The organism is Actinophytocola sp. (assembly GCF_036402745.1).
GTDB lineage: Bacteria > Actinomycetota > Actinomycetes > Mycobacteriales > Pseudonocardiaceae > Actinophytocola.
Map to the genome: position 1 here is coordinate 22,167 of NZ_DASWSJ010000102.1, position 13,120 is coordinate 35,286.

Annotated in this window: 13 protein-coding genes and 2 pseudogenes; 9 read left to right on the forward strand and 6 right to left on the reverse strand. The window is 70.1% G+C overall.

Going from position 1 to position 13,120, the window contains the following annotated elements; all coding sequences use genetic code 11:
• Positions 1 to 36: 36 nt before the first annotated feature.
• Together VGD70_RS09995 and VGD70_RS10000 are read right to left on the reverse strand one after the other, a co-directional pair.
• Positions 37 to 432, reverse strand: a complete 396-nt coding sequence (locus VGD70_RS09995; RefSeq protein WP_331080376.1) for a nuclear transport factor 2 family protein — start codon at positions 430 to 432, stop codon at positions 37 to 39.
• A 138-nt stretch (positions 433 to 570) separates the two neighbouring features.
• Positions 571 to 1,545 carry a GlxA family transcriptional regulator gene (locus tag VGD70_RS10000; protein ID WP_331080378.1) on the reverse strand — a complete coding sequence of 325 codons (975 nt, stop codon included), beginning with the start codon at positions 1,543 to 1,545 and terminating at the stop codon, positions 571 to 573.
• An 86-nt stretch (positions 1,546 to 1,631) separates the two neighbouring features.
• Here VGD70_RS10000 and VGD70_RS10005 point away from each other — a divergent pair, with 86 nt between their 5' ends.
• The 9 genes and pseudogenes from VGD70_RS10005 to VGD70_RS10040 all read left to right on the forward strand — a co-directional run bounded on the left by VGD70_RS10005 (position 1,632) and on the right by VGD70_RS10040 (position 11,243).
• A complete protein-coding gene (locus VGD70_RS10005) occupies positions 1,632 to 1,814 on the forward strand; it encodes a hypothetical protein (protein ID WP_331080380.1) in 183 nt (60 codons plus the stop codon).
• 137 nt (positions 1,815 to 1,951) lie between these two features.
• Positions 1,952 to 2,818: an SDR family oxidoreductase gene (locus VGD70_RS10010; RefSeq protein WP_331080382.1), complete on the forward strand. Its 867-nt coding sequence runs from the start codon at positions 1,952 to 1,954 to the stop codon at positions 2,816 to 2,818.
• Entirely contained in the window at positions 2,815 to 4,362 is a 1,548-nt protein-coding gene (locus VGD70_RS10015) for a succinic semialdehyde dehydrogenase (protein ID WP_331080384.1), read from the forward strand. Before VGD70_RS10010 ends, VGD70_RS10015 begins: the two co-directional genes overlap by 4 nt.
• Before the next feature lie 291 nt (positions 4,363 to 4,653).
• Positions 4,654 to 5,847 (forward strand): annotated as a pseudogene (locus VGD70_RS10020) (M14 family metallopeptidase); the annotation flags it as partial.
• A gap of 171 nt (positions 5,848 to 6,018) precedes the next feature.
• Positions 6,019 to 6,252 carry a proprotein convertase P-domain-containing protein gene (locus VGD70_RS36930; protein WP_414637928.1) on the forward strand — a complete coding sequence of 78 codons (234 nt, stop codon included), beginning with the start codon at positions 6,019 to 6,021 and terminating at the stop codon, positions 6,250 to 6,252.
• Between the two features lie 37 nt (positions 6,253 to 6,289).
• Positions 6,290 to 7,108 (forward strand): annotated as a pseudogene (locus tag VGD70_RS10025) (S1 family peptidase); the annotation flags it as partial.
• Positions 7,109 to 7,249: 141 nt separating this feature from the next.
• Positions 7,250 to 7,480, forward strand: coding sequence for a proprotein convertase P-domain-containing protein (locus VGD70_RS10030; protein WP_414637929.1), 231 nt, complete (start codon positions 7,250 to 7,252; stop codon positions 7,478 to 7,480).
• Between the two features lie 164 nt (positions 7,481 to 7,644).
• On the forward strand, positions 7,645 to 9,441 hold the full coding sequence (locus tag VGD70_RS10035) for an AMP-dependent synthetase/ligase (protein ID WP_331080388.1): 1,797 nt from the start codon (positions 7,645 to 7,647) through the stop codon (positions 9,439 to 9,441).
• 95 nt (positions 9,442 to 9,536) lie between these two features.
• Entirely contained in the window at positions 9,537 to 11,243 is a 1,707-nt protein-coding gene (locus tag VGD70_RS10040; protein WP_331080390.1) for a substrate-binding and VWA domain-containing protein, read from the forward strand.
• A gap of 147 nt (positions 11,244 to 11,390) precedes the next feature.
• Here VGD70_RS10040 and VGD70_RS10045 read toward each other — a convergent pair whose 3' ends face one another.
• The 4 genes from VGD70_RS10045 to VGD70_RS10060 all read right to left on the reverse strand — a co-directional run bounded on the left by VGD70_RS10045 (position 11,391) and on the right by VGD70_RS10060 (position 13,005).
• Positions 11,391 to 11,780 carry a hypothetical protein gene (locus VGD70_RS10045; protein WP_331080392.1) on the reverse strand — a complete coding sequence of 130 codons (390 nt, stop codon included), beginning with the start codon at positions 11,778 to 11,780 and terminating at the stop codon, positions 11,391 to 11,393.
• Positions 11,781 to 12,000: 220 nt separating this feature from the next.
• The gene (locus VGD70_RS10050; protein WP_331080394.1) at positions 12,001 to 12,279 is read right to left on the reverse strand and encodes a hypothetical protein; all 279 of its coding nucleotides are present in this window, start codon (positions 12,277 to 12,279) and stop codon (positions 12,001 to 12,003) included.
• A 40-nt stretch (positions 12,280 to 12,319) separates the two neighbouring features.
• Entirely contained in the window at positions 12,320 to 12,544 is a 225-nt protein-coding gene (locus tag VGD70_RS10055) for a hypothetical protein (RefSeq protein WP_331080396.1), read from the reverse strand.
• A gap of 20 nt (positions 12,545 to 12,564) precedes the next feature.
• Positions 12,565 to 13,005: a hypothetical protein gene (locus VGD70_RS10060; protein ID WP_331080398.1), complete on the reverse strand. Its 441-nt coding sequence runs from the start codon at positions 13,003 to 13,005 to the stop codon at positions 12,565 to 12,567.
• Positions 13,006 to 13,120 lie beyond the last annotated feature (115 nt).

Below are 13,120 nucleotides of genomic sequence, written 5' to 3' on the forward strand. Positions count from 1 at the left end.
GGGTTCGCCTGGTCGCCGCGGCAACGGGGGTGAGCGCTAGCTGAGCTCGCCCGCGCGGGGCTTGCGGTCGTAGACGCAGGTGACGCGGCGCAGGCGGCCGTCGGTGGCGAAGAGGGCGTAGTCCACGCCTGCGATCGTCGCCGAGCCGGCCAGGTCGAGCATCGCCCAGGTGTAGCGGGCGCGGTCCTTGTGCAGGAACACCTCGCTCGTGCGGCAGAACACGCGGTTCGGGTACTTCTGCTGGATCCGCGCGATGTTGTCGCTGATCGCGGCGTGGCCGTGGGCCTCCACGGCCGGGGCGTGGTACGTGCCGTCCGCCGACCAGGCCGACTCGATCAGCGCGTGCCGCTGATCGACGTCGGACTCGTTCCACGTCTCGACGTAAGTGTCGATCTGCTGCTGGCGGTCGCTCACCGGACTGGCCTTCCTCACGCGGCGCGGTTCACCTCTCAGGTGTACCCGGCGCACGACGACGGCGCGAGGGTTCGCGACCAGCACTCGACCCCCGCGCGAGAAGAAAGGGAATGCCCAACCAGGAACCGATTCTGCTCAACCGGACTCGAGGTCCACTCAAGACTGTCCGCTATGGACCTCGAAGGAGCGGCCGAAGGTCCGCCGGTAGTCCTTGGGCGCCACGCCGACGACCCGGTTGAAGTGGTGCCGCAGCAACGCGGCCGAGCCGAAGCCGCACTGGTCGGCGATCTCCTCGACGGTCAGCCGGGTCTCCTCCAGCAGCCGGCGCGCGTGCAGCACCCGCTGCATCGACAGCCACCGGTGCGGCGTGGTCCCCGTCTCGGCCACGAACCGGCGCGCGAACGTGCGCTCGGACATCTGCGCGCGCCGCGCCAGGCCCGCGACCGTGTGGTCGACGGCCAGGTTGTCGACCATCCAGGTGAGCACGGGCGCGAGGCTGTCCGCCGAGCACTCCGGGATCGGCAGCTCGACGTACTGCCGCTGCCCGCCGTCGCGCTGGGGCGGCACGACCATCCGCCGCGCGATGGTCGTCGCCGCGGCCGAGCCCAGCTCGCGGCGCACGAGGTGCAGGCACGCGTCGATGCCGGCCGCGGTCCCCGCGCTGGTGACGATGTCGCCGTCGTCGACGAACAGGACGTCCGGGTCGAGCAGCGCCTTCGGGAACCGCTCGGCCAACTCGTCGACGTGGCGCCAGTGCGTGGTGCAGCGCCGGCCGTCGAGCAGGCCCGCGGCACCCAGGATGAACGCGCCGCTGCACACCGAGATGAGCGTGGCGCCCCGCGCGGCCGCGCCGGACAGCGCCTCGAGCACCGCCGGCGGGTAGTCCGCGCGGATGGTCGCCGCGGGCACCGCCACGAGGTCGGCGCCGGCCACCGCGGACAGGCTCTCCGAAGGGGTGAGCATCGCGCCCACGCTGGTGCGCAGCGGCTTGCCCGGCTTCTCGCCGCAGACGAGGAAGTCGACGTGGGGCACGCCTTCCTCGGTGCGGTCGATGCCGAACACCTCGCAGAGGACACCGAACTCGAACGGCGCGACATCGTCGATCAGCACCGCGGCGACGGTCTTGAGCATGGCCCCAGAGTAGATGGCAGGATATTGCCGCACAAGGTCTGATCTGCCACTGTTGGCAGTAATCAGCTCAGCGCAAACTTAGTGCCATGGAACTTCTCATCGCCGCCGTCATCGTCGGACTCATCGTCTACGGCCTGGAGCGCAACCGCATCCGCCAGGCCGCCCAACCCAACGCCCACCTGGCCGGCAGCAGCGACATCGTCGACCGCGACACCGAACGCGTCTCCCGCGAGCTCCTGTTCCGCGACCCCTCCGTCCGGCACCCGTGACCGGCGAGATACCGCCACCCACGCCACCCACCTGACCGCCGTCCCTCCCCGGGGCGGCGGTCTTGCGTTGTACTGGTACCGGCTGGAATGCTTGAAACATTCCTGCCGGAATGTATGTGTCTACGTCGGGAGATGTGATGGCTCGTCAGCCCCGCTCGCTGGCCGGAAAGGTCGTCGCGATCACCGGAGGGGGGCGCGGGATCGGCGCGGCCACCGCGGCGGCACTCGTCGGGGCGGAGGCCAAGGTCGCCATCGGGGACCTGGACCTCGCCGTGGCCACGGCGACCGCGGACCGGCTCGGCGGCGACACCGTCGCCTTCCCGCTCGACGTCACCGACCGGTCGGGGTTCACCAAGTTCCTCGAGGAGGTCGAGGGCCGGCTCGGGCCCATCGACATCCTCGTCAACAACGCGGGGATCATGCCGCTCGGCCGGTTCGAGGACGAGTCCGACCGCACCACGACCCACCTGCTGGAGATCAACCTGCACGCGGTCATCCACGGCACCCGCGAGGCGGTCAAGCGCATGCGGCCGCGCGGGTCCGGCCACATCGTCAACATCGCCTCGGTCGCCGGCAAGGCCGGCTTTCCCGGCGGCGCCACCTACTGCGCCACCAAGCACGGCGTCGTCGGCCTGTCCGAGGCCGTCCGGGTGGAGCTGCGTGGCTCCGGCGTCGAGCTGTCCGTCGTCATGCCGGGGATCGTCCGCACCGAGCTCGCCGCCGGCCTGAAGGAGGCTCGCTTCTTCAAGTCCGTCGAGGCGACCGAGGTCGCCGACGCCATCGTGAAAGCCCTGCGCAAGCCCAGGTTCGAGGTCTACGTGCCGGCCTCGCTCGACGCGATGAACCGGATCACCCGGCTCATGCCCCGGTCGGTCGCGGAGTGGATCGTGCGTAGCCTCAAGGGGGACCAGATCCTCCTCGACGCCGAGGGCGACGCCCGCAAGGACTACGAGGCCCGAGCCGCCGCCAGCGCGCCGACCACCGACAGGGAGGCAGCCGGATGAGGCCGGGCTCGCTCACCGACGACCTGCTCGACCGTCTGCGCGCCCGGGTCACCGCGGGCGAGGCCACCTACACCTCGACGGCCGTGTTCAGCGGCGGCGAGCTGGCCACCCTGCCCGAGTCGGCGATCGGCGACGTGCACACCGCGTTCGAGAAGGCCACCCGCGCGCAGCAGGCCTGGGGCGCCACCGGCGTCCGGGACAGGCTCGCGGTGTTCGAGCGCTTCCACCGGCTGCTGCTCAAGAACCGCGACACCGTCGCCGACCTGATCCAGGCCGAGACCGGCAAGTCCCGCCGCGACGCGTTCGAGGAGCTCTGCGAGCCCGCGCTGGTCACCAGCTACTACCTGCGCACCGCGCCGAAGCTGCTGGCGCCCCGCAGGCGGGCCGGCCTCATGCCGGGGGCCATCGGGGCCACGGAACGCCGCCAGCCCAAGGGTGTCGTCGGGATCGTCTCGCCGTGGAACTACCCGTTCGCGCTCGCGCTCGGCGACCTCGTCCCCGCCCTCGTCGCCGGCAACGCGGTCGTGCTCAAGCCGGACAGCCAGACCGCGCTCAGCCCGCTCTACGGCGTGGAGCTGCTCTACCGCGCGGGGCTGCCGGACGACCTGCTGCAGGTCGTGCTCGGCGACGGGCCCACGATCGGCGGCGCGGTCGTCGACACCTGCGACTACATCGGCTTCACCGGTTCCACCCGCACCGGCACCGAGATCGCCGAGCGGGCCGGCAGGCGGCTGGTCGGCTGCTCGCTCGAGCTCGGCGGCAAGAACCCGATGCTCGTGCTCGACGACGTGAAGATCGCGCAGACCGCGAAGGCCGCCGTGCGCGGCTGCTTCGCCAACGCCGGCCAGCTGTGCCTGTCGATCGAGCGGATCTACGTGCACGACTCGATCTTCGACTCCTTCGCCGAGGCGTTCGTCGCCGAGACCGGCCGCCTGCGCCTCGCGGCGGGCTACGACTACGGCGCCGACCTCGGCTCGCTCACCTCGCAGCGGGCGCTGAAGACCGTGTCCGAGCACGTCGACGACGCCCGCGCGAAGGGCGCGACCGTGCTCACCGGCGGCCGGCCCCGGCCGGACCTCGGGCCGTTCTTCTACGAGCCCACCGTGCTCGCCGACGTCACGCCCGGGATGCTCTGCCACGCGGCGGAGACGTTCGGCCCGGTCGTCTCGCTGTACCCGTTCGCCGACGACGACGAGGCGGTCGCGCTCGCCAACGAGACCGAGTACGGGCTCAACGCGAGCGTCTTCGGCCGCGACACCGCCCGCGCGGCCGCGCTCGGGGCCCGGCTGCGGACCGGCACGGTCAACATCAACGACGGCTACGCGTCGGCCTACGGCAGCACGGACGCGCCGATGGGTGGCATGGGTGTGTCCGGCCTCGGCCGCCGGCACGGCGCCGAGGGACTGCTCAAGTACACCGAGGCACAAACGATCGCGAGCCAGCGGGTCAACCTGCTGACCCCGCCCGCCTGGGTGCCGTACGGCCTGTTCACCCGGTTCATGGCCGCCTCGCTGCGCGTAATGCGCCGGATCGGCCTGCGGTAAGCCCCGGCCCGTGGGCCTGACCGCTGACTGTGAATTGGCAACAAACAGATCGCGGTACACCTGTTTGACCCCTTGTGAAGCGGACCGTCTCAGGTGAACATCGACTACCAGGCGAAAGTCGGGCCGTGAGGGCACCCCACCGGGGTTTCGGGCCGTCCTTCGCCGCACACAACCGAATACACACCTCCAGCGCCGGCTCCGGCCGGCGTCCCCTGCGGGAGGAACAGCGTGAGACACACACGCCCGTCATTCGTGGTCGGGGCGCTAGCCGCCCTGACCATCGTCCTGTCCATGAACGGCAACGCGACCTCGGACCCGTCGTCCGCGCCCGCCGGTTCCCGACCCTCCGCCGAGTACTTCGTCACCGGAGTCGGCACTCTCGCCGACCGCAGCGCGATCGCGGGCACCGGCGCCGCTGTCAACGGACTCGAAGACAGCCGCCTGATGATCACCGCGACGCCCGCCGAGGTCAGCAGGATCAAGGCACTCGGCTTCACCGTGGAGCGCGACGGCGCCCCGGCGCCGCCGCGTGCGCAAGACATCACGCCCCAGGACTTCCCGGCGGCGGACTCGAACTACCACAACTACGCGGAGATGACGGCCGCGATCAACGCCGCGGTCGCCGCCCACCCGACCATCGTCAACCAGCGGGTGATCGGCAAGTCCTACCAGAACCGGGACATCGTCGCGCTGAAGATCTCCGACAACGTCGCCACCGACGAGAACGAGCCGGAGGTGCTGTTCACCCACCACCAGCACGCTCGTGAGCACCTCACCGTCGAGATGGCGCTCTACCTGGTCAACGAGCTCACCGGCAAGTACGGCACGGACAGCCGGGTCACCGGCCTGGTCAACAGCCGGGAGATCTGGATCATCCCGGACATGAACCCCGACGGCGGCGAGTACGACATCAGCACCGGCTCCTACGCGGGCTGGCGCAAGAACCGGCAGCCGAACTCGGGCAGCTCCTACGTCGGCACCGACCTCAACCGCAACTGGCCCTACCAGTGGGGTTGCTGCGGCGGCTCGTCCGGCTCACCGTCGAGCGAGACCTACCGCGGCGCGTCGGCCGGCTCGGCGCCGGAGATCCAGGTGGCGATGAACTTCGTGCGCAGCCGGGTGGTCGGCGGCGTGCAGCAGATCAAGACCAACATCGACTTCCACACGTTCAGCGAGCTGGTGCTGTGGCCGTTCGGCTACACCTACAACGACACCGCACCAGGCATGACCCAGCAGGAGTACAACACCTTCGCCACGCTGGGCCAGCAGATGGCCGCGACCAACAACTACACGCCGGAGCAGGCCTCGGACCTCTACATCACCGACGGCTCGATCGACGACTGGCTGTGGGCGAACCAGAAGATCTACTCGTTCACCTTCGAGATGTACCCCTCGAGCGGTGGACTGTCCGGCTTCTACCCGCCCGACGAGGTGATCGGCCGGGAGACCACCCGCAACCGCGAGGCCGTGCTGCACCTGCTCGACTACTCCGACTGCCCGTCGCGGGTCATCGGCGTGGCGTGTGGCGGGGCCCAGCCGCCGCCGGGTGCCACCTTCGAGAACACGACCGACGTCCCCATCCCCGACGCGGGCGCGGCGGTGTCCAGCTCGATCGCGGTGACCGGCGTGACCGGCAACGCACCGGCGACCCTGCAGGTGTCGGTGGACATCAAGCACACCTACCGCGGCGACCTGCAGATCGACCTGGTCGCCCCGGACGGCACCGCGTACCGGTTGCAGAGCACCAGCAACGACTCGGCGGACAACGTGATCACGACCTACACGGTCAACGCGTCCAGCGAGGTCGCGAACGGCACATGGCAGCTGCGCGTGCGTGACCTCTACGCGGCCGACACGGGCTACATCGACTCGTGGCGACTCGCCTTCTGACGACTCCGGCTTCACCGAACATCCGAAAGGACCCCAGATGACCCTGCACTCCTGGAAGTCAACGTTCAGACGGCTGGCCGGCAAGGCCACGCTCGTCGCGGTGGGCGCGGCGGCGGTGCTCGGCGCGGCGGCCGGCCAGTCCGTCGCGGCGCCGCCGGCACCGGCGGGCGACGTGCAGCCCCAGGTCGTCGGCGGCACGCCCGCGGCCCAGGGTGAGTTCCCGTGGATGGTGCGGCTGTCCATGGGCTGCGGTGGCGCGCTCTACACCCCGCAGCTGGTGCTGACCGCCGCGCACTGCGTCGGCGCGACCGGCAACAACACCTCGATCACCGCCACGCTCGGCGCGGTGGACCTGCAGGACCCGAACCGGATCACCCGCCAGTCCAACTACGTCTACCGGGCCCCGGGGTACAACAACCCCTCCGGTGACGACTGGGCGCTGATCCGGCTGGCCTCGCCGGTCAGCGGGATCCCGACGCTGGCGATCGCGAACACCACGGCCTACGACAGCGGCACGTTCACCGTCGCCGGCTGGGGTGCCCCGTCCGAGGGCGGCGCCCAGCAGCGCTACATGCTCAAGGCGCAGGTTCCGTTCATCACCGACGCGCAGTGCGGCCAGGCCTACACCGAGCTGGTGCCGGCGGAGGAGATCTGCGCGGGCAACTGGGCCTCGGGCGGCGTGGACACCTGCCAGGGTGACTCCGGCGGCCCGATGTTCCGGCGCGACAGCGCCAACGCCTGGATCCAGGTCGGCATCGTGAGCTGGGGCTACGGCTGCGCGCGGCCGCAGAACCCGGGCGTGTACACCCAGGTGAGCACGTTCGCCTCGGCGATCGCGGCGGCCGCGGCCACCCTCGGCGGCAGCACCCCGTCGCCGACGTGCGCGTCGCAGGCCAACACCACGCGGGTGTCCATCCCGGACGCCGGCGCGGCGATCACCAGCCCGGTGACGATCTCCGGCTGCACCGGCGCGGCCTCGACCGCGACCCAGGTCGAGGTGCACATCACCCACACCTACCGCGGTGACCTGGTGATCGACCTCGTCGCACCGGACGGTTCGTCCTACCGGCTGAAGAACTCCAGCGGCAGCGACTCGGCGGACAACGTGAACGCCACGTACACGGTGAACGCCGGCAGCGAGGCCGCCAACGGCACCTGGAAACTGAAGGTGCAGGACGTCTTCAGCGGCGACGTCGGCACGCTGGACAGCTGGAAGCTCACCGTCTAGCCGTATCGCGTCCGATTGGTCCGAGTAGCCGAGGGCCGCTCCCGGGATCGTCCGGGGGTGGCCCTCGGCGCCGTTCGCAGGCAAGATACGACAAGTTACCGTGAGGTAGCGTCGCCGAGGACGGGCCGGGATCTCGCGACGCGTCGCTTTTTCGAGGAGTAGACATGCGTGAAATCGCCGTCCCGCCGCTCGCGACGGTGCCCAGCGGTGGCGGCCTGGCCGACGTCGTCTTCGCCAACGCCGACGAGGCGCCGAACATCGTCTCGTTCCGGCGCAAGGTCGGCGGCGCGTGGCGCGACATCACCGCGGCGCAGTTCATGGCCGAGGTCGTCGAGGTCGCCAAGGGGCTGGTCGGGTCGGGCATCGGCCCGGGTGACCGGATCGGCATCCTGTCCGCCAACTGCTACGAGTGGACGCTGTTCGACTTCGCCGTGTGGGCGGCCGGCGCGGTCCCGGTCCCGATCTACGTCACCTCCTCGGAGGAGCAGATCGAGTGGATCATGTCCGACTCCGGCGCGGTGGCGGTCGTCGTGGAGAACGCGGGCCTGGAGAAGAAGGTCGACGCGGTCCGCGGCAAGCTCACCGACCTCAAGCAGGTGTGGCGCATCGACGGCGGCGCGGTCGAGGCGCTCGTCGAGGCCGGCAAGGGCGTCGGCGACGAGGAGATCCAGGCACGCCGCACCGGCGTCACGCCGGACGACCTCGCCACGCTGATCTACACGTCCGGCACCACCGGCCGGCCCAAGGGCGTGGTGCTCACCCACCGCAACCTGTTCGCCGCCGTCGGCAACGCCGTCGAGTACCTCGCGCCGATGTTCAAGGGCGACGCCGGGGTCGAGACCAGCACCCTGCTGTTCCTGCCGCTCGCGCACGTGTTCGGCCGCATGGTCGAGGTCGGCGCGGTGATGGCCAGGGCGACCCTCGGGCACTGGGCGGACGTCAAGACGCTCACCGACAACCTGGCCGCGTTCCGGCCGACGTTCATCCTGTCCGTGCCCTACGTGCTGGAGAAGGTCTACAACGGCGCCCGGCAGAAGGCGCACGCCGGCGGCAAGGGCAAGATCTTCGACGCCGCCGCGGCCACCGCCATCGCCTACAGCGAGGCCGGCGACCAGGCCGGGCTCGGCCTCAAGGTCAGGCACGCGGTGTTCGACCGGCTCGTGTACAGCAAGCTGCGGGCCGCGCTCGGCGGCCAGGTGAAGTACGCGATCTCCGGCGGCGCGGCGCTCGGCTCGCGGCTCACGCACTTCTTCCGCGGCGTCGGCGTCACCGTGTTCGAGGGCTACGGGCTCACCGAGTCGACGGCCGCGTCCGTGGTCAACGCGCCGGGCGCGTTCAAGCCGGGCACGGTCGGCCGGCCGCTGCCGGGCACCGCGGTCCGCATCGGCGACGACGGCGAGGTGTACCTGCGCGGCGACGGGGTGTTCACCAGCTACTGGAAGAACGAGGAGGCCACCCGCGAGGCCATCGACGGCGACGGCTGGTTCGCCACCGGCGACCTGGGCGATCTCGACGGTCACGGGTTCCTGCGGATCACCGGGCGCAAGAAGGAGATCCTGGTGACCAGCGGCGGCAAGAACGTGGCGCCGTCGGTGATCGAGGACAGGATCTCCGCGCACCCCTTGGTGGGCCAGGCACTCGTGGTCGGCGACGGGCAGAAGTACGTGGCCGCGCTCATCACCATCGACGCGGACTACTTCGCCTACTGGAAGTCCACCGCCGGCAAGGCCGAGGGCGCCACCGTGGCCGAGCTGGCCGACGACGCCGACCTGCTCGCGGAGATCCAGCGAGCCGTCGACGAGGGCAACCTGGCGGTGTCGACGGCGGAGTCGGTGCGCAAGTTCCGGATCCTGGACACCGAGTTCAACCCGGAGAACGGCTACCTGACGCCCTCGCTCAAGCTCAAGCGCACCGTGATCATGAAGGATTTCGCCAAGCAGGTGGATGCGCTGTATTCCTGAGTTCGTAACCGTTCGACCACAGCCGATCACGAGGTAGGGTTTCCGTCAGCCTGGGGCTTGTCCCGAGGTTCACGTGCCGACTGGAGGCGACCGCGATGGGACGACACTCGTCGGCCAAGCCACGCGGGATCCGCTCCCGGTCGCCGGTCATCCTGCTGAGCGCGCTGCTCGTGGTGGCGTTGCTCGGGTGGTTCACGTTCGACTTCCTGCGTGACCGGCTGCGCGCGTCGAGCTGTGACACCACCACGGTCATCAACGTCACCGCGGCCGCCGACATCGCGCCCGTGGTGACCCAGATCGGCAACCGGGTGTCCGAACAGGACAATGGATCCTGCTACAAGGTCAACGTGTCCAGCCGCGAGTCGGCCGCGACCGCCGAGTCGCTCGTCGTGTCGGACGGCACCGAGCGGCCGGACGTGTGGATCCCGGAGTCGACGATCTGGTTGCAGCGCGCGCAGGACAAGGGCGCGTGGAACGTGCCCGTCAGCGGCACGTCGATCGCCAGCTCGCCGGTGGTCATCGCGCTCACCGAGGACGCGGCCGGCCGGCTCGGCTGGCCGCAGGAGTCGCCGCAGTGGTCCCAGATCCTCGGCCCGGACGCCGGGAACTTCACCATCGGCATGCCCGACCCGTCCCGCGAGCCGGTCGGGGTGTCGACGCTGTTCGGCATCCACCAGCTGCTCGGCGCCGGCCCGGACCCCGGCAGGGCGATCACGGCGGAGCTGCGCAAGCTGTCGCCGAACACCGTGGCGCAGGAATCCGACCTGTTCGACCGGCTGCCCGGGGCGGGCAGCGCGCAGGAGCCGATCGAGGGCTTCCCGACCTCGGAGCTGGCGATGTTGCGGCACAACGCGAAGGACACCGGCGTGCCGCTCGTGGCGGTGTACTCGCAGCCCGCCGTGCCGGCCCTGGACTATCCGTTCGTCGTGCTGCCGGAGACCCCGCCGGACAAGCGACAGGCGGCGGAGCGTTTCCTGAAGGCGTTGATCGACCAGCAGGCCGCGGAGGCGCTGGCGGACGCGGGCTTCCGCACCCCCGACGGCGAGATGCTCCGCGACCGCTCCGGCGACCGCCGCACCACGGGTACGAAGATGACCCCCGCCGAGCTGCCCACGGCCACGGAGGTCGGCCAGCTCCTCAACGAGTGGGCCGGGATCAACCTGTCGGCAAGAATCCAGGTGCTGCTCGACGTGTCGGGCTCGATGAACGAGGCGGTCCCCGGCACCGGGCGGACCCGGATGGACGTCACGTTGCAGGCGGCCGAGCTCGGTATCGGCTTGATGAAACCGACGACCAAGCTGGGCGTGTGGTTGTTCTCCACCAACCTGGACGGGCAGAACAAGGACTACAAGGAGCTGTTTCCGGTGGCACCGGTGGCAGAGCTGGTCTCCGGCGGCGCCCTCCAGCGCCTGCGCCAGGTGAAGGCCCCCGCGGTAGGCGCGACGGGCCTGTACGACAGCACGCTGGCCGCGTACCGCTCGGCGACCAAGCACTTCGAGCCGGGCCGGATCAACCTGGTGATCGTGCTGACGGACGGCCGGAACGAGGACTCGAACGGAATCAGCCGCGAGCAGCTCCTGTCAGAGTTGGCGGCCCTGCGGGACCCCCGCCGCCCGGTCCAGATCATCGGCATAGGCATCGGCCCGGACATCGACGACGCGGAGCTGAAGGCGATCTCCGGCGCGACGGGCGGCCAGTCCTTCACCACCCCGGACCCGACAAAGATCGGGGACATCTTCTACGCGGCGCTGAGCAAGCTGCTGTGCCAGCCCCCGCAGTGCCAGCCGAGCGCGGGCGGCTGACCACTTCTGATCTGAGGAAACGGACCCGGTCCGGAGCGTGAAGCCGGGATCGGGGTGACCGCGGTAGTCCGCCAACTCGTTGATGACACCCCGAACCGCTTGCACTCTCACAGCGCGACCGAGCAACCCGGATTTGGCTACTTGGGATTAGGTGGTGAGCGTCTCCAACGGGACGATCGTGGACTCACCCAACTCGCGGACCAGGCGTTCGGCCTGCACCCAGCGCACGCGCGGGTCGTCGTAGGGCACGGTGTCGATCCCGACCGGGACCGGGCAGAGTGGTCCCGGCCGGTACAACGCCCCATACACACCGACCACGGTGGAGTCCCGGACCCGAACAGCGGCCGCGCCGTTGCGCAGTGCCGGGCAGTACCGCACCGACACCCGAACACAGTCCAGACAGACCGGTGGCTCCACCGCGGCCATCCGCGCCGGCCACCCCGGCCAGTCATCCCGGAAATCGGGCAGCAGCCACAACACCCCGTCCTCGGTGCGATCAGCGGGCTGGCCGCACACCTGACACAACAGCAGACTCATCGCGCGGCGTTGCCGCAACGGATGTACCTTCGCGAAATCCGGCCGACCCCGCCCCGGACACAACGGCGCCCGCGACCACAACACCCCGTTCCGGTCCCGGTCGTCGAGACCCTCCCGCGGGTACGCGAGCCGCGCATCCCGCATAACTAACGCCACTCGAGGCTCCTGCTCCCCGGTCCACGACGTCACATACGGCGTCACCTCCAGCAGCGCATCGGACCTACGCATCGCCGACCACCTCGCCCCGAAGCAGGTGCCGAGGACCATGGGGCGGGTCGATAGCGTCAGCGAGTCGAGTCGCCTCCCGCGCCAACTCCCGACAGAAACTGGCCAGGCCACGCCTCCCGGCCAGGGACGAAGCTGTGTGAATGACCATGTTCACCGGGTCCAGATACACCACCAGAACCGGCAGCCCACCAGGACCCGGCGCCATCGCCACCGCCGCGTTCGGCCCCGGCGCACATCCGACCTGGTAGGCCATGCTGTAGTCCTCGCTCATCCCGCCACCTTCCGGCCGAGTGGGCATGTCACGGTGATGGTCATCGCCGCCCACCGCCTTGGCTGCCTTTGTCGAGGTCGGTGGCTACGCGGGTGGCGGCTTGCGCGAGGTCGACGCAGAACCGGGCCAGGATGATGCCGCCGCCGCTGACCGAGGGCACGTCGATCACCACCCGGCCCGGGTCCATCGACAGGACGAGCGACAGCCAGCCGGGGCCGACATGCCGGACGTCGGCGGCCGCCCCGCGTCCGGGAGCGCATGTCACGGTGAACACCCCTCCCCCGATCAGGCCGCAGCCGACTTGGACGGGGCACTCTTCGCGGGAGCGGCGTCGACCGCGCGCATGCCGGTCGCCCGGACCACCCAGGTGATCCACTTCGCCTGACCGGACGCCTCGGCGCGGGGCTGGACGGTCAGGCCCTCCAGGATCACCGGGCGGAACGGCAGGTTGCCCACCGCCGCCGGCGGGACCGGCTGGACCTTGGCCGCGATCTCCACGGTGATCGACTTGTCGCGGTCCTTCTCGGCGGACGGGTCGGCGATCGTCACCTTGTAGATCGGCATGCCGGTCGCCTCGTCGATGCGCGGACGTACCGGCCGGTTGCGGGCCTTGTCCTCCTGGGACTGGTACTCGGTGACCGGGACAATGTCGCCCACGATGTAGACGCCCTGCGGAAAGAGCAGGTCAAACTCGACGGCAAACCTCGTGCCATACGGAACAGCCATGATGTCCTCTCCTCAACTCAACTGGCTTGAGCCAGTAGTGGCTTAAGCCAGTGAAGCACAGGATGCGGACGGAGGCAACCAACTGGTTTAAGCCAGTTGTATGCTGACTGGCATG